This window comes from Streptomyces pactum (genome assembly GCF_002005225.1).
GTDB classification, from domain to species: domain Bacteria; phylum Actinomycetota; class Actinomycetes; order Streptomycetales; family Streptomycetaceae; genus Streptomyces; species Streptomyces pactum_A.
In genome coordinates this window covers 2,949,943-2,966,939 of record NZ_CP019724.1, presented here as the reverse complement: position 1 = coordinate 2,966,939, position 16,997 = coordinate 2,949,943, and the positions used below count along the sequence as shown (strand labels likewise).

Sequence of the window (16,997 nt, the reverse complement as noted above, 5' to 3'; positions counted from 1 at the left end):
AGGTACCGGCGCAAACCCGCCGGAGCCGACCGACCCGACCCCGAGCGCGGGGGGTAACCGACCGGACGAGCACCCGAGGAGCACATGTCCGCCGAGAGCACGCCGGATCCCGCGATACCCGGCCCCGGTCAGTCCCGTGCCGCCGGAGGCGGCCGCCGGGGCAAGGGCCGCCGCCGCAAGCCCAGAGCCAAGCGGCGCAAGGCCCTGCTGGTCACGGCCTGGACCGCGGCGGGCGTCGTCGTGCTGGGCGGCACCGGAGCCGGGGTCCTGTTCTTCAAGCTCAACGGCAACCTCACGAGCGTCGACATCGACCAGGCCCTCGGCACCGACCGGCCCGAGAAGGCCGGCGACGGCTCCGAGAACATCCTCGTCCTCGGCTCCGACACCCGCTCCGGCGGCAACAAGAAGCTCGGCGGCGGTACCGACGACGGCACCGCCCGCTCCGACACGGCGATGGTCGTGCACGTCTACAAGGGCCACAAGAAGGCCAGCGTGGTCTCCATCCCGCGCGACACCCTCATCGACCGCCCCGAGTGCACCGGCACCGACGGCGGCGAGCGTCCCGCCGCCCGGGGCGTGATGTTCAACTCGGCCTACTCCACCGGCGGCGCCGCCTGCGCCGTGAAGACCGTCGAGTCGATGAGCGGCCTGCGCATGGACCACTACCTGGAGGTCGACTTCAGCGGCTTCCAGCAGCTCGTCGACGACCTCGGCGGCGTCGACGTCACCACCACCGAGGCCATCAAGGACCCCGACAGCCACCTCGACCTGCCGGCCGGCACCCACACGCTCGACGGCGAGCAGGCCCTCGGTCTGGTCCGCACCCGGCACGGCGTGGGCGACGGCTCCGACCTCGGCCGCATCCAGCTCCAGCAGGCCTTCGTCAAGGCCCTGGCCGACCGGGTCAGGGACATCGGCCTGCTCGGCAACCCCAAGAAGCTCTACGACATCGCCGACACCGCCACCAAGACCGTCACCACCGACTCCGACCTGGGCTCGGTGAACTCCCTGATGTCCTTCGCGAGCGGCCTCAAGGGCATCAGCCCCGCCGGCCTGCGCATGGTCACGATGCCGGTGGTCTACGACCCCGCGGACGCCAACCGCGTCCTGGTGGAGAAGACCAAGGCCGAACAGGTGTGGACGGCCCTGAAGAACGACAGGCCGATCCCCGCGTCGGCCACGGAGGGCACGGCGTCGGGCGGCGCCCAGGGCGTGGTGAACAGCGCCCCGCAGGGGCGTCGGGAATAGTGGGCCGCCACCCCCGGTTTTGGGAGAAGACCCCAGTCCTGGCAGACTGGTACGTCGGCTCCGGTTCACGCTCCCGCATCCCGCGGCGGCGACCCGGCGCCCTCCCGGAACACTAGGAGACACCTTGAAGCGCGACATCCACCCCGAGTACGTCGAGACGCAGGTGAGCTGCACCTGTGGCGCGTCGTTCACCACCCGCAGCACCATCGAGTCCGGCACCATCCGGGCCGAGGTCTGCTCCGAGTGCCACCCGTTCTACACGGGCAAGCAGAAGATCCTCGACACCGGTGGCCGCGTGGCCCGCTTCGAGGCCCGCTTCGGCAAGGCTGCCGCCGGCTCCAAGAAGTAGCGAGCCCCCAATCGCCGGTCCACGGCCGCGACCCCAGCCGGGGGAGCGCCGGGACCGGCGTTTTTGGTCGCCCGCCCTACCCTTCCCACGCAGTAGCAGGAGCCCAAGATGTTCGAGGCCGTCGAGGAACTCGTCGCCGAGCACGCCGACCTGGAGAAGAAGCTCGCCGACCCGTCGGTCCACTCCGACCAGGCCAACGCGCGCAAGCTGAACAAGCGTTACGCCGAGCTCACCCCGATCGTCGCCACGTTCCGCTCCTGGAAGCAGACGGGCGACGACATGGAGACCGCGCGCGAGCTGGCCGCCGACGACCCGGACTTCGCCGCCGAGGTCAAGGAGCTCGACAAGCAGCGCGACGAGCTCACCGAGAAGCTCCGCCTCCTGCTCGTCCCGCGCGACCCCAGCGACGACAAGGACGTCATCCTGGAGATCAAGGCGGGCGCGGGCGGCGACGAGTCGGCGCTCTTCGCCGGCGACCTGCTGCGCATGTACCTGCGCTACGCGGAGCGGGTCGGCTGGAAGACCGAGATCATCGACGCCACCGAGTCCGAGCTGGGCGGCTACAAGGACGTCCAGGTCGCCGTGAAGACCAAGGGCGGCCAGGGTGCCACCGAGCCCGGACAGGGCGTCTGGGCCCGGCTGAAGTACGAGGGCGGGGTGCACCGCGTGCAGCGGGTGCCGGCGACCGAGTCCCAGGGCCGCATCCACACCTCCGCGGCCGGCGTGCTCGTCACGCCCGAGGCCGAGGAGATCGACGTCGAGATCAACCCCAACGACCTGCGCGTCGACGTCTACCGGTCCTCCGGCCCCGGCGGCCAGTCCGTCAACACCACCGACTCCGCGGTGCGCATCACGCACGTTCCCACCGGAGTCGTCGCCTCCTGCCAGAACGAGAAGAGCCAGCTCCAGAACAAGGAGCAGGCGATGCGTATCCTGCGCTCGAGGCTGCTGGCGGCGGCGCAGGAGGAGGCGGAGAGGGAGGCCGCGGACGCCCGGCGCAGCCAGGTCCGCACCGTCGACCGCTCCGAGAAGATCCGTACGTACAACTACCCGGAGAACCGCCTCTCGGACCACCGCGTCGGCTTCAAGGCGTACAACCTGGACCAGGTCCTGGACGGCGACCTCGACTCGGTCATCCAGGCCTGCGTCGACGCCGACTCGGCCGCCAAGCTCGCCGCGGCCTAGCCCGTAGCCGCACCGGACCCGTACGCCCGTACCGACGAACAGCCCAGCCCGGAGGACCAGCGTGCAGCAACATCACGGGGGGCGACCCCCGAACCCCCGCAGCGTGCTGCTCGCGGAGGTGGCCCAGGCCACCCAGCGACTGGCCGACGCCGGTGTGCCCTCGCCGCGCACCGACGCGGAAGAGCTCGCCGCGTACCTGCACGGCGTCAAGCGGGGCCAGCTCCACACGGTGCCGGACGCGGACTTCGACGCCCGGTACTGGGAGGTCGTCGCCCGCCGCGAGGCGCGCGAGCCGCTCCAGCACATCACCGGACGCGCCTACTTCCGCTACCTGGAGCTCCAGGTCGGCCCCGGCGTCTTCGTGCCCCGCCCCGAGACCGAGTCGGTCGTCGGCTGGGCCATAGACGCCGTACGCGCCATGGACGTCGTCGAGCCCTGCATCGTGGACCTGTGCACCGGCTCGGGCGCCATCGCGCTCGCCCTCGCCCAGGAGGTGCCGCGCTCGCGCGTGCACGCCGTGGAACTGTCCGAGGACGCCCTCAGGTGGACGCGGAAGAACGTGGAGGGGTCCAGGGTCGAGCTGCGCCAGGGAGACGCCCTGACGGCCTTCCCGGACCTCGACGGCCAGGTCGACCTGGTCGTCTCCAACCCGCCGTACATCCCGCTCACCGAATGGGAGTACGTCGCCCCCGAGGCCCGCGACCACGATCCCCAGATGGCCCTGTTCTCCGGCGAGGACGGCCTCGACCTGATCCGCGGCCTGGAACGCACCGCCCACCGCCTGCTGCGCCCCGGCGGGGTCGTCGTCGTCGAGCACGCCGACACCCAGGGCGGCCAGGTGCCGTGGATCTTCACCGAGGAGCGGGGCTGGGCCGACGCGGCCGACCACCCCGACCTCAACAACCGGCCGCGGTTCGCGACCGCCCGCAAGGCACTGCCGTGATCACCACCCGCACTTCAACCCCGCAGTACGTGTACGAGGAGGCCCGCTAGATGGCACGGCGATACGACACCAACGACGCGACCGACCGTGTGACCGGTCTGCGCGAGGCCGCGTCCGCCGTCCGCCGTGGCGAGCTCGTGGTGCTGCCGACGGACACCGTGTACGGCATCGGCGCCGACGCGTTCTCCTCGGAGGCCGTCGCCGACCTGCTGGACGCCAAGGGCCGGGGCCGCAACATGCCCACGCCCGTCCTCATCGGCTCGCCGAACACCCTGCACGGCCTGGTCACCGACTTCTCGGAGATGGCCTGGGAGCTGGTCGACGCCTTCTGGCCGGGCGCGCTGACGCTCGTCGCCAAGCACCAGCCGTCCCTCCAGTGGGACCTCGGCGACACCCGCGGCACGGTCGCCGTCCGCATGCCGCTGCACCCGGTCGCCATCGAGCTGCTCACCGAGTTCGGCCCCATGGCCGTCTCCTCCGCCAACCTCACCGGCCACCCGGCGCCGGAGGACTGCGACGCCGCCCAGCAGATGCTCGGCGACTCCGTCTCCGTCTACCTCGACGGCGGCCCCACCCCCGGCATCGTCCCGTCGTCCATCGTCGACGTCACCCGCGAGGTGCCCGTGCTGCTGCGCGCGGGCGCGCTGTCGGCCGAGGAACTGCGCAAGGTGGTACCCGACCTCGAGGTGGCGAATTGACGGCCCCTGAGACGGGGCGTGGCATAGGCAACGGGGAACGCGCCGCGGAGATCACGACGACGTTCGGCTTTCCGCGCGACAGCTTCCGCATCCTCCACGTCAGCACCGGCAACGTCTGCCGCTCGCCCATCACCGAGCGGCTGACCCGGCATTTCGTGACGGAGCGGCTCGGCGTACTGGGCGGCGGCCTCATCGTGGAGAGCGCCGGCACCTGGGGCCACGAGGGCGCGCCCATGGAGGCGAACGCGGAGACGGTCCTCGCGGACTTCGGCGCGGACGCGGCCGGCTTCACCGGGCGGGAGCTGCTCGACGAGCACGTCATCCGTGCCGACCTCGTGCTGACGGCGACGCGGGACCACCGCGCCCAGGTCATCTCCATGGGGCACTCGGCCGGTCTGCGCACTTTCACCCTCAAGGAGTTCACCCGCCTGGTGAACGCCATCGACCCCGCGACGCTGCCCTCCCTGGACGAGGGCGTGGTCACCCGTGCGCGCGCCCTGGTCCGCGCGGCGGCCGCGCTGCGCGGGTGGCTGCTGGCGCCGACGGTGGAGGCGGACGAGGTGTACGACCCGTACGGGGCGCCGCTGCCGTTCTTCCGGTCGGTCGGGGACGAGATACACCAGGCGCTGGATCCGGTGGTGACGGCGCTCACGGGGGTCGCGGCGCGGATGTAGGCGGGGCCGCCGCCCCCCCCCGGGACGGTGTTCGGTGTTGTGGGCGGTGCGGCCTGCCGGGATGGTGCCCGGCGTTGTGGGCGGTGCGGCCTGCCGGGATGGTGCCCGGCGTTGTGGGCGGTGCGGCCTGCCGGGATGGTGCCCGGCGTTGTGGGCGGTGCGGCCTGCCGGGACGGTGCCCGGCGTTGTGGGCGGTGCGGCCTGCCGGGACGGTGCCCGGCGCTGTGGCCCTGCCCACCCTCCCCGCCGGCCCGGGGCACGGGGAGTACGGGGGCGCCCCCGTCGTCCCGCGACACGACGGCCCACGGCAGTCGCGGCAACGCGGGCGCGCTTCGCCCCCCGGGCCTACATTGGTCGTACGTCACCGTCGACGCACGCCCGGAGCGCACCATGTCGGTCACCCACGACATCCTCGAGGCCGATGACTCCCTGTTCGGGAGCCTGCTACGCCAGGACCCCGAGCTGGCCGAGATCCTGCTCGCCGAACGCCGCCGGCAGTCGACGACCCTCCAGCTCATCGCCGCCGAGAACTTCACGTCCCGCGCCGTGCTGGCCGCCCTCGGCTCCCCGCTGGCCAACAAGTACGCCGAGGGCTACCCGGGCGCCCGCCACCACGGCGGCTGCGAGATCGTCGACGTCGCCGAGCGGCTTGCCGTGGAGCGGGCCCGGGAGCTGTTCGGCGCCGAGCACGTCAACGTGCAGTCCCACTCCGGCTCCTCCGCCGTGCTGGCCGCCTACGCCGCGCTGCTGCGCCCCGGCGACACCGTCCTCGCGCTGGGCCTGCCGTACGGCGGCCACCTCACGCACGGCTCGCCCGCGAACTTCTCCGGCCGCTGGTTCGCATTCGTCGGCTACGGAGTGGACGCGGAGACCGGGCTGATCGACTACGACCAGGTGCGCACCCTGGCCCGTACCCACCGGCCCAAGGCGATCGTGTGCGGCTCGATCGCCTACCCCCGCCACCTCGACTACGCGTTCTTCCGCGACGTCGCCGACGAGGTCGGCGCCTACCTCGTCGCGGACGCCGCCCACCCGATCGGGCTGGTCGCCGGGGGAGCCGCGCCCAGCCCGGTGCCGTACGCCGACGTGGTGTGCGCCACCACGCACAAGGTGCTGCGCGGGCCGCGCGGCGGCATGATCCTGTGCGGCGGCGAACTGGCCGAGCGGGTCGACCGGGCGGTCTTCCCGTTCACGCAGGGCGGCGCGCAGATGCACACCATCGCCGCCAAGGCCGTCGCCTTCGGCGAGGCGGCGACCCCCGCGTACGCCGCGTACGCCCATCAGGTGATCGCCAACGCCCGGACGCTCGCGGCCCACCTGGCCGCCGAGGGACTGGTCGTCACCACCGGCGGCACCGACACCCACCTGATCACCGCCGACCCCGCCCCGCTCGGCGTCGACGGGAAGAGTGCGCGGGGCCGGCTCGCGGCGGCCGGGATCGTCCTGGACTGCTGTGCGCTTCCGCACGGCGACGCCCGCGGGCTGCGCCTGGGCACGGCGGCCCTCACCACGCAGGGCATGGGGGAGCGGGAGATGCGGGCGGTGGCCACCCTGCTCGCGGAGGTGCTCCGGGGCGGCACCGACGCCGCCGCGGCACGGGAGGACGTACGGGATCTGCTCGTGGAATTCCCGCCGTATCCGGACTGAGCCGGGTGGGCGCACGCACGTGCACAGCCACGCGTGCAACTATCGTCGCTACCCGGAAGTCCCCAACCATATGCGCGCATCGCTAGGGTGTGGGGCTGAGGATGGCCAGCGAGATCTGTGGGGAAGCCTGTGCGTGAATACCTGCTGACGCTCTGCATCACGGCCGCGGTGACGTATCTGCTGACAGGGCCGGTACGGAAATTCGCGATCGTGGCGGGGGCGATGCCGGAGATCCGGGCACGTGACGTGCACCGGGAGCCCACTCCGCGCCTCGGCGGGATCGCGATGTTCTTCGGACTGTGCGCGGGCCTGCTGGTGGCCGACCACCTCACCAACCTCAGTGAGGTCTTCGAGAAGTCCAACGAGCCGCGGGCCCTGCTCTCCGGGGCCGCCCTGATCTGGCTGATCGGCGTCCTGGACGACAAGTTCGAGATCGACGCCCTGATCAAGCTGGGCGGCCAGATGATCGCCGCCGGCGTGATGGTGGTGCAGGGTCTGACGATCCTGTGGATTCCCGTCCCGGGCGTCGGCAACGTGGCGCTCACCCAGTGGCAGGGCACCCTGCTGACGGTGGCGCTGGTCGTGATCACCATCAACGCGGTCAACTTCGTGGACGGCCTCGACGGCCTCGCGGCCGGCATGGTGTGCATCGCGGCGGCGGCGTTCTTCATGTACGCCTACCGGATCTGGTACTCGTACGGCATCGAGGCCGCGGCCCCGGCCTCGCTGTTCGCGGCGATCCTCATGGGCATGTGCCTGGGCTTCCTGCCGCACAACATGCACCCGGCCCGGATCTTCATGGGCGACTCGGGGTCGATGCTGATCGGCCTGGTGCTGGCGGCGGGCGCGATCTCGGTGACGGGGCAGGTGGACCCGGACGCGATGCGGCTGTTCTCCGGCTCCGAGCGCAACACGGTGCACCAGATGGTGCCCGTCTACATCCCGCTGCTGATGCCGCTGACCATCATCGCCATCCCGGCCGCCGACCTGATCCTGGCGATCGTCCGGCGCACCTGGCGCGGCCAGTCGCCGTTCGCCGCCGACCGGGGGCACCTGCACCACCGGCTGCTGGAGGTCGGTCACTCGCACAGCCGCGCGGTGCTGATCATGTACTTCTTCTCGGCGCTGATCGCCTTCGGCGCACTCGCCTACTCCGTGAACGCCGCTTCCATGTGGATCGTGCTGAGCGTCGTCTTCCTCAGCACGATCGGCCTGGTGCTGCTCCTGCTGCCGCGGTTCACGCCGCGCGCGCCGCGCTGGGCCGAGCGCTTCGTGCCGCCCCGCTACCGGCGTCGGGGCGCCCCCGCCGCCGTGCAGCAGGCCGCCCCCGCCCAGGCCTCCGGCGCGGCCGGCCGGACGGCCCACGGCAGCACCGCCCTGTCGGAGCGGGCGAAGAGCGCTGCCTCCGGCGATCGCTTCCGGGAGTACGAGAAGGAACGGGCGTAGGGGCCGCGCCCCGGGCCCCACGGCGCGGTGCGCGGTTCAGCGGCGGGTGACCGGGGGGTCCGGCGCCCATGTCTCGCGCAACGCGGCGCAGACCTCGCCGAGGGTCGCTCGGTACGCCAGCGCCTCGCGCAGCGGGCCGAGGAGGTTGTCGTCGCCCCGCGCGGCCTCGCACAGACGCAGGAGCGCGTCGTCCACGGCCGGCTGTACGCGCCAGGCGCGGAGTTTGGCCAGCCGCTCGCTCTGCCGGGCCCGCACGGTGTCCGACGACGTCCAGGGCCGGGCGAGGCGGGGGAGCGGCGCGGGCAGGCCGGGTCCGTGGACACCGAACAGCTCGGGGCCCCGGCGCCGTTCCAGGACCGCGTACAGCCCGCCTTGCCGTGCGACGCGGTACAGCAGGTCGGCCGCCGTCGCTTCGAGACCGACGGGACCGGTGGGCTCGGGTGCCGTTCCGGTCCCCGCCGCGGTCGCGGACAGGCGGTGGTCCGCGGCGCTCACGCACAGGCGCGGGACGGGGGCCGTTCTGAGGTGAGCGCGCACCGTCCGGACCCACAGCCGGCGTACGGCGCGCACCTTGGCCCGGCTGTCCCGCTCGGCGCGGGCTGCGGAGACGCACAGGGTCGTACGGGCGGCGACGGCGGCGGGGTCGAGGCCGATGGCGGCCGCCGTCAGCAGGTACTCGCTACCGGCGGCGACGGTGAAGGCGATCTCCTGGGCGGGGCCCGCGCCGGCCTCCGCGAGCCGGTCGCCGCGGACGGTCACGCAGCGCCAGCGCGGCAGCTCGGCCAGGGCGTGGGCGAGCACGTCCCGAGTGAGCCGCAGGGCCGCGCGGGGCGGGAACGGAGCGGAGCCGGACAGCAGGAGGTCGGTCAGGACGTCGTTGCCCACCCCGCCGGTCAGCCGGCCGGCCGGCGTCCCGTGCTCCTCGGCGACGAGCCCGTACAGGGCGAGGAGCGGCGCGGCGCAGCCGTCGGTCGCCAGGGACACCGCGACCCGATCCAGCGGCAGGCCGCCGAGCAGCACCCGCATGTCGTCGATCGAGTCGATGGGGACGCCCCGGTGACCGACCAGGCCCCAGGCACCCGGCGAGGACGAGTCCAGGCCGGTGCGCGTGGGCGCGTCGAAGGAGACCGTCAGCTCACGGGCGCCCGCGCCGACCATCCGCCGCATCCGGGCGTTGGCCTGGGCGGCACCCACGCAGCCCGTCACGACCCGCCGGGCTCGCCGGACCCGGCCACCGCGCGGGGCGGGAAGCCGCTCCCGTCGCCCGCTCCGCCCCGGACAGCCGCCACGGGTGCGCCGACCGCACCGACGCCGTGGACTCGGCTCACAGCTCCACCTCTCCGGGAACCCCGGGCCGCCGCTCATGGCGGCCACACGGCTCGCAGCCTGGGCCACCCGTCCGGCCGGCGGAACCCCTAATCCCGCGGGCCGGTGCGGGGGCCGGGCGCCTCCCCGCGCATCGGGGTGGCCGGTACGGGTGCCGGTGCGGACGGGGCGTGCCGGGAGCCGGCCGGCTCGTGGCGTGGACCACATGTGCGGGTGAGACATCCGTCACCTCTGCCGACGGGCGCTTTCGCGGTGTCCGCCCGGCCCGGCGTCCGGTCGGCCGTACCAGGTCTGCCCGAGCGGGCAGGGCTCTCCCCGTCCGGTCGCCCCGGGCCGAAGGGGGGTAGGGGGGTGCGATTCCGGTTAGGGGTTGTGGGGTCCCTTACGGGCGACGAAGCATGGTTGTGCCGGTCAACGGCCGTGTGTACAAGTCCGCCAGCCGCAAATGGAAGGTTCTTATCGTGAGTGCCCCCCACGTTGGCGAAGGTCTGTGGGTGCGTCAGTTCCACCCGGCTCCCGCGGCGGTGACCCGTCTCGTCTGCTTTCCCCACGCGGGCGGATCCGCCCCCTACTTCCTTCCGGTGTCGAAGGCGCTGAGCCCCGGTGTCGACGTGGTGGCCATCCAGTATCCGGGGCGACAGGACCGCCGGCACGAGAAGTGCCTCGACAACATCGCGGACCTGGCCGACGCCGTGACGGCCGAGCTGCTGCCGTGGGCCGACCGGCCGCTGGTGCTGTTCGGGCACAGCATGGGAGCCACCCTCGCCTTCGAAGTGGCCCTGCGGCTGGAGCGCAAGGACGTCGTCCCCCTCGCCCTGTTCGCCTCCGGGCGGCGGGCGCCGTCGCGGTACCGCGACGAGCAGGTCCACACCCGCAGCGACGACGAGATCATCCAGGAGCTGAGGCTTCTGAGCGGGACCAGCTCCCAGGTGCTCGGCGACGAGGAGATCCTTCGCATGGCGCTGCCGGCCATCCGCGGCGACTACACGGCGGCCGAGACCTACCGGCACACCGGCGGAGCCCGGCTCGCCGCGCCGATCCACGTGCACTACGGCACGGAGGACCCGAGGGTCGACCGCGAGGAGGCGGAGGCCTGGGCGGAGCACACCAGCGACCGTTTCGAGATCCAGCGTCATCCGGGCGGGCACTTCTACCTCAACGACGAGGCTCCGAGACTGATCGAGGCGATCGCCCGCGTCTGCTCGTCCGTCAAGGGCTGAGGCGCAGCGGCGTGAATGAGAACGGGTGACCCGGTGGTGCATTGAGAAATGCGTGCGGGACTTCTCTTTTCCCCCACATCATTCCATGCCCAATTCCCGAGCCGTGCAAAGGCTTTTCCTGCCATTGTCCGGCAAGATCTTTCACTCTTGACGTTCACTGCGCGTAAGTGTTCTAATCGTACGGGATGCGGGGTCCGGACGGATTGACTGGCGGGGCGGCGAGTGGTTGGGGGAGGGCTTTCTGACCCCGTTCACTGGTCCACCGTGCGCCTGCGACCCCGGTTTGACTTGGTCGATACGGGGTGTTTAGCGATTCATGGTGCTGACTGGGCGACGTCTGGAAATAGCTCGACTTCACGAAACCTATTGTTCGGTTCAGGCCACCGGTAGATCCCAGGTCGTGGTCGTCGAGGCGGCCGCGGGGTGCGGCAAGAGCGAACTGCTGGAGGAGTTCGTACGCGGTGTGGAGCCCCTCGGGCCGAGTCTGCTTCAGGCCACCGCGATCAACGAGGAGCGCGGTACGCCGCTGAGCGTCCTGCGGGGCCTCGTCAATGGGGCGCCCTTTCCGGATGCCGTGGTGCGCCGGTTCCAGGCCATGAGCGACGCCGCGATCCGGAAGATCTCGGCCAAAGGCAGGGAACGGGCGCGCCGGGACGCGGCCTGGTACGACCTGACACGGACCTTCTGCGGCGGCGTGCGGGCCCTGGCCCGGCGCGCGCCCGTCGTGGTGACCGTCGACGACCTCCACCACGCGGACCCCGACTCGCTGCGGCAACTGGTCCATCTGACCCGGCACTGCCGCAGCATCCCCCTGCTGCTGTTACTCACTTGCTCGCCCGCCGGCGGCCCGGCCGACCGGGCCGCCGGCGCCGAACTGCTCAGGCAGCCCAACCTCCAACGCCTCCAGTTGCCCAGGCTCCGCCTCGAGGACGTCACCGACATCCTGGGCCGACTGGGCCGGCCGGCCGCCGCCGGGCAGCACTGCCTGGCGGTCAGCGGCGGCAATCCGCTGCTGCTCGGGGCGCTGCTGGAGGACATGGGTGACGAGGCCGACGGTGACGCCCCGAGCGCGCTGCCCCGGCCCGGGCAGGCGTACGGCAGGGCGGTCCTCGCCTGCCTGGACAGAGGCGGCGCGCGCACCCGCGAGGTGGCCGCCGGCCTGGCGGTGCTCGGCGAGGCGTGCACCGAGGAACTGCTGTCCCGGCTCCTGGACGTCTCACTCGTCGAACTCGCCGAGAACCTGGGCGCCCTGCGCGGCTCCGGCATCGTCACCGGCAGCTCCTTCCAGCACCCGGCGGTGAAGGCGGCGGTTCTGGACTCGCTGGAACCCTCCTCGCGCCTCGACCTGCACTGGCGCTCCGCCCAACTGCTGCACGCCTCGGGTGCGCCGGCCGCCCTGGCCGCCGAACACCTGCGGCAGGCCGGCCGGGCCGACGGCGCCTGGGGCCTGGGGGTGCTTCAGGAGGCGACCCACCAGGCACTGTCGGCCGACGAGGTGCCACGGGCCGTCTCCTACCTCGAACTGGCCCACGGCGCGGCCGCCGACCTGCTGGCGCGCACCGAGATCAAGATGAAGCTGGGCATGGTCACCCGCCGGACCAGCGTCGGCGAGGCCGAACGCCATGTCGACGAAGCCCTGCGGGCGCTGCGCACCGGCCGGCTCGACCCGGCGGACGCGCGGGGCGTCGGCGCCGCGCTGCTCTCCCACGGCCGGCTCGAGCAGGCGCACGCGCTGCTCGGCCAGGGCTCGCCGCCGCCCGAGGGGGAGGCAGCCCGGGCGGTGGCCGGCTGGCGGATCGCCGAACCGAGGGAGGGCACCCCGGGCTGCCGGCCGTACGGCGTGCCGGCGGGGCCCGCCGGGACCGCGGACGCCCCTGCGGCCGGTCCGTCGGCGGGCCCGGGAGGCACCTCCGTCCTGACCCGGCTCGCCGGACCGCACCCCGGCCGGCTCGCCCGGCGCCGCACGGACACCGGCGGCCTGCTGGAGACCACCCGGCTGACCGACGACACCTTCGACCTGGTCCGCGACGCCGTCCGGACGCTCCTGTCACTCGGCGCGGTCGAGGAGACCCGGCACTGGTGCGACCACTTCGTGCGGGAGTCGGCCATGCGCGGCGCACCCGGGTGGGAGGCCGGCTTCCGGGCCGTGCGCGCCGAAGGAGCCCTGCACGGTGGCCGCCTCACCGAGGCGGAGCAGGACGCGCGCCGCTGCCTGGCGCTGCTGTCGGGGCCGTATCCGGCGCCTTTGGAGGCCGGCGCCGTCTCGCACCTCGTGACGGTCCTGGTGGCGCGGGGCAAGGGCAAGGAGGCCGCCCGGCAACTGAGCCGGCCCCTGGCCGACTCCCTCTCGGGCACCATCCACTGGCTCGACTACCTGCGCGCCCGGGGCCTCTACAGCCTCGCCACCCAACAGCACCACGCGGCGCTGCGGGACTTCCACGAGGCGGGCCGGATCGCCGAACGATGGGGGGCCGACCGGCCCGCCCTGCTGCCGTGGCGCACGGACGCGGCGCAGGCGCTGCTGCTCCTGGGAGAGCGCAAGCAGGCGCTGGAACTGGCCGTCGAGCAACTGGCCATGGTCGAGGACGACGCCCCCCGCATCCGGGGCATCTCCCTGCGCCTGCAAGGGCTCGCCTCCGAGCCCGACGCCCGCCCGGATCTGCTGAACCGGGCCGTCACGGAGCTGGAGCGGGCGGACGACCGGCTGGAGCTGGCCCGCGCCCTGTTCGATCTGGCGGACGTCCACCAGCAGGCCCGCCAGACGCGGCAGGCGGGGACGGCGCTGCGCAGGGCGCGACAGGTGGCCGAGCGCTGCGGGATGCGGCCCGCCGACCGGCCCGGCCCGTCCGACTGCGCGGTGACGGGCAAGCGCGTCCTCGTGGCGGCGCCCGAGGAGCGCAACGACTGGGGGCACCTCAGCGAGTCGGAGCGCAAGGTCGCGCGCCTGGCCGCCGGCGGATACACCAACCGTGAGATCTCGGTACGGCTTTACATCACCATGAGCACGGTTGAACAGCACCTTACTCGCGTATATCGAAAGCTGAAAATACGGGGGCGGGATGAGTTGCTGCAACGCGCCTCGGGTGCACGGGCCCGTGAACTTCGTGGCGAAACCTGCTAATAGGGGGGCGGGGATATAGGGGTGTGCCTCCGGTCCGGCGCTCGATAATCTGTCCATGAATGGACGGCGAAGAGCGAATACAGGTCGGGTTCGGACGCGGGGGCACGAGTGGTTCTGGCATACTCCAGTGGGTTTTCGGACATTGTCGAGCGGGCCGAGGAAATATCCGTACTCACGCAGGCGCTGACGGATGCCGAGTGCGGCGAAGGCGGCGTGGTCCTGGTCAATTCGGGGCCGGGAGTCGGCCGTACGGCACTGCTCAACGCATTCCTGCGGCAGGCCGCCGAATCCGGGGCCAGAGTATGCGCCGCCACGGGTGCGTCCGCGGAGACCGGCATCGAGTTCGGTGTCGTCACCCAGCTCTTCCCGTCCGACGGCCCGCTCACCGCCGGCCTCCGACTGGCCCGGGCCACCGGCGGCCGCGACGGCGCCCTCCCCGAGGCCGACCGGCACTGGGAGGAGCTGTGCCGGGAGTTCCGGCGCGGACCGGTCGTCCTGGCGGTCGACGACGTCCAGTTCGCCGACACCGCGTCACTGCGGTTCCTGCTGTACCTCGTTCGCCGGCTGCGCACCGCCCCGGTGCTGATCGTGCTCACCGAACCCACCGGTTCGGACACGCTGCCGCCGGCCTGCCAGGCGGAACTGCTGCGGCATCCGCGCTGCCGGCGCCTCGGACTGCGGCCGCTGTCCCCGGACGGCGTCACCCGGATGATCGCGCCGCACGTGCCCGAGTCCGAGGCCCCGCGGCTGGCGGCGGAATTCCACGCCGTCAGCGGCGGCAACCCCCTCCTGCTCGGCGGCCTGCTGGCGGACCACCGGGCCGCCCGGCGGCACGGCCCGCACGGCGTCGCCGACCGGCCCGCCGACGGTGCGGCCTTCGCGCACGCCGCCCTGGCCTGGGCCTACCGGGGCGATCCGGTGCTCTTCGACGTCGCCTGCGGCTTCGCGGTCCTCGGCCGGAAAGCCGGCCCCGCACTGGTGGCCTGCCTGGTCGACCGGGGAGCCGACGCGGTCGCCCGCGTCATGACCGCGCTGGACAGCGCGGGCCTGCTGGACGGCACGGCCTTCCGCAGCGACCACGTCGGCAGGGCCCTGCTGGAGCGCGTGGACGTGAAGACCCGCGGGGACCTGCATCAGCGCGCCGCCCGACTGCTCCACGGCGACGGCGCGCGGCCCGCCGACGTCGCGCACCACCTGCTCGCGGCCCCCGTCGACACCCCCTGGGCACTGCACACCCTGCTCGCCGCGGCGGAGCAGGCCGTGCGGGACGGCCGGCAGGAGTTCGGCCTCGACTGTCTGCGGCTGGCCGGCCGGTACGCGGCGACCGGGGAGGACCGCGCCGCCCTCCTCACGGCGCGGGTGCGGATCGGCTGGGAGATCGACCCCCGGCTGATCGGCCCGTGGCTCGACGAACTCGGCACCGCCGTGAAGGAAGGCCACCTCGGCGGCGCGGACGCCGCCGGAGCCGTCCGGCACCTAGCCTGGCAGGATCGTTTCGAGGAGGCCGCGGACTGCCTGACCGTGCTGGCCGGGCGCACCGGCGGCGACACCGAAGCACACCCCGAGCTCCACGTCGTACGGCAATGGCTGCGCCACACCTGCCCCACCCTGAACGCGGCGGTCGCCGTCACCGGCACACCCCCGGCACCGGGCACCGCCCCGCGGCCTCGCCGGCTGAGCCCGGCCTCCTACGCCGTCGACATGCTCGGCCGGACGCTCAGCGACGGGCCCGTCGACCACGCGGTCGCGACGGCCGAGGAGATCCTGCGCGGCTGCCGGTTCGAGGAGACGGCCGTCGACGTCCTCGAAGCGGCCCTGCTCGTCCTGGCCTACGGCGAACGCCCGGACAGGGCACTGCACCACTGCGATGCCCTGCTGGCCCGGGCCGGTGACCGGCCGACGGGTACCGCGGCGGCGATCCTCAGCGCCGTCCGCGCCGAAATCTCCCTGCGCCAGGGCGCGGTCCAGGACGCCGAGCGGTACGCCCACCAGGCACTCGCCGCCATCTCGCGGCCCGGCTGGGGCGTGGCCGTCGGCTCCCCGCTGGCAGCCCTGGTGCGGGCCGCGACCGTCTCGGGCCCGACGGACGTGGCCGGGGCCTGCCTCAACCAGGACGTGCCCGAAGGGATGTTCCGCACCCGCCACGGGCTGCTCTACCTGTACGCGCGCGGCCACTACCACCTCGCCGTCGACCGCCCGGCCGCCGCCCTGGAGGACTTCCTCATCTGCGGCGGACTCGCCAGGGAATGGGGCATGGACGTCCCCACCTTCCTGCCCTGGCGGACCTCGGCCGCACAGGCGCAACTGGCCCTCGGCAACGGCAGCCAGGCCCGGACCCTGGCCCGGGAGCAGCTCGCCCGGCCCGGCGGCGGCTCGCCGAGATGCCGGGGCGTGTCGCTGCGGGTGCTCGCCGCCACCAGCGACCTCACCCGCCGCTCCGCCCTCCTGCACGAGTCGGTCAGCCTGCTGGAGAGCTGCGGTGATCACGTGGAACTGCTGCACTCGCTGGCCGCCCACTCCCAGGTCCTGCACGAACTCGGCGCGCCCGCCAAGGCCCGCATGGCCGCCCGCCACGCCCGGACCGTCACCGAAGACTGCGGCGCGGACGGGCTGTTCCGCCGGCTCTTCAAGGAGGACGTCCGCGACGACGCCGACGAACCGACGGGTCTGGCCGACGACCCGCCGGGCCCGGCCAGCCTGACGGCCGCGGAGCGGCGGGTCACCGCCCTGGCCGCCCTCGGCCATTCCAACCGGGAGATCAGCCGCAAGCTGTTCATCACCAAGAGCACCGTCGAACAGCACCTCACCCGCGTCTACCGCAAGCTCGGCGTACGCAACCGGGCCGACCTGGGCGATCTTCTCGCCGGTGTCAACCTCACCGCCCAGAACCAGCAGATGAGCAGGACGTCCCTGGCCGCGGCCGGCTGAACCGACCGGCCCCCGGGGACGGCCGGCTGAACCGACCGCCCCTGGGGGCGCCCCCTGTGCCGTCCAGCGCGCTGAGGCACCGGTCAGCGGGGGCAAAAGCCCGACCGGGGCCCTCGGCTAAGGGGTCGCCTAGTGGTTGAGGCTAGGGGCCGCCCGACCGGATATTCGGTGTGACCCGCGGCCATCGCGCCGCAGTGAGCGCGCTTCGTAGA

Annotated in this window: 12 protein-coding genes; 11 read left to right on the top strand and 1 reads right to left on the bottom strand. The window is 73.1% G+C overall.

What is annotated here, in order from left to right:
* The first annotated feature begins 84 nt into the window (after positions 1-84).
* The 8 genes from B1H29_RS11860 (at position 85) to B1H29_RS11825 (ending at position 8,190) form a co-directional block, all read left to right on the top strand.
* Positions 85-1,248, top strand: a complete 1,164-nt coding sequence (locus tag B1H29_RS11860) for an LCP family protein (protein ID WP_055417847.1) — start codon at positions 85-87, stop codon at positions 1,246-1,248.
* Between the two features lie 124 nt (positions 1,249-1,372).
* Positions 1,373-1,597, top strand: a complete 225-nt coding sequence (gene rpmE / locus B1H29_RS11855) for a 50S ribosomal protein L31 (RefSeq protein WP_019326867.1) — start codon at positions 1,373-1,375, stop codon at positions 1,595-1,597.
* Positions 1,598-1,705: 108 nt separating this feature from the next.
* Positions 1,706-2,782 (top strand): peptide chain release factor 1, encoded by a 1,077-nt coding sequence (gene prfA / locus B1H29_RS11850; protein WP_055417846.1) that lies wholly within the window; start codon positions 1,706-1,708, stop codon positions 2,780-2,782.
* A gap of 103 nt (positions 2,783-2,885) precedes the next feature.
* The gene (gene prmC / locus B1H29_RS11845; RefSeq protein ID WP_055417845.1) at positions 2,886-3,725 is read left to right on the top strand and encodes a peptide chain release factor N(5)-glutamine methyltransferase; all 840 of its coding nucleotides are present in this window, start codon (positions 2,886-2,888) and stop codon (positions 3,723-3,725) included.
* Between the two features lie 50 nt (positions 3,726-3,775).
* Positions 3,776-4,423 carry an L-threonylcarbamoyladenylate synthase gene (locus B1H29_RS11840; protein ID WP_055417844.1) on the top strand — a complete coding sequence of 216 codons (648 nt, stop codon included), beginning with the start codon at positions 3,776-3,778 and terminating at the stop codon, positions 4,421-4,423.
* Complete coding sequence (locus tag B1H29_RS11835; RefSeq protein WP_055417843.1) at positions 4,420-5,097, top strand: protein-tyrosine-phosphatase; 678 nt, start codon at positions 4,420-4,422, stop codon at positions 5,095-5,097. The genes B1H29_RS11840 and B1H29_RS11835 overlap by 4 nt, the downstream gene beginning before the upstream one ends.
* 390 nt (positions 5,098-5,487) lie before the next feature.
* A complete protein-coding gene (glyA, locus tag B1H29_RS11830; RefSeq protein ID WP_055417842.1) occupies positions 5,488-6,744 on the top strand; it encodes a serine hydroxymethyltransferase in 1,257 nt (418 codons plus the stop codon).
* 129 nt (positions 6,745-6,873) lie between these two features.
* Positions 6,874-8,190: an MraY family glycosyltransferase gene (locus tag B1H29_RS11825; RefSeq protein WP_055417841.1), complete on the top strand. Its 1,317-nt coding sequence runs from the start codon at positions 6,874-6,876 to the stop codon at positions 8,188-8,190.
* A 36-nt stretch (positions 8,191-8,226) separates the two neighbouring features.
* Here the strand turns inward: B1H29_RS11825 and B1H29_RS39300 are convergent, their stop codons facing one another.
* Positions 8,227-9,396, bottom strand: a complete 1,170-nt coding sequence (locus B1H29_RS39300; protein WP_055417840.1) for a methylmalonyl-CoA mutase family protein — start codon at positions 9,394-9,396, stop codon at positions 8,227-8,229.
* Positions 9,397-9,977: 581 nt separating this feature from the next.
* On the opposite strand from B1H29_RS39300, the gene B1H29_RS11815 reads away from it, so the two are divergent.
* The 3 genes from B1H29_RS11815 (at position 9,978) to B1H29_RS11805 (ending at position 16,785) form a co-directional block, all read left to right on the top strand.
* Positions 9,978-10,736: a thioesterase II family protein gene (locus B1H29_RS11815; RefSeq protein WP_055417839.1), complete on the top strand. Its 759-nt coding sequence runs from the start codon at positions 9,978-9,980 to the stop codon at positions 10,734-10,736.
* Between the two features lie 316 nt (positions 10,737-11,052).
* Positions 11,053-13,857, top strand: a complete 2,805-nt coding sequence (locus B1H29_RS11810; protein ID WP_079160172.1) for a LuxR C-terminal-related transcriptional regulator — start codon at positions 11,053-11,055, stop codon at positions 13,855-13,857.
* Positions 13,858-13,965: 108 nt separating this feature from the next.
* Positions 13,966-16,785: a helix-turn-helix transcriptional regulator gene (locus B1H29_RS11805; protein ID WP_079160171.1), complete on the top strand. Its 2,820-nt coding sequence runs from the start codon at positions 13,966-13,968 to the stop codon at positions 16,783-16,785.
* Positions 16,786-16,997: the final 212 nt, after the last annotated feature.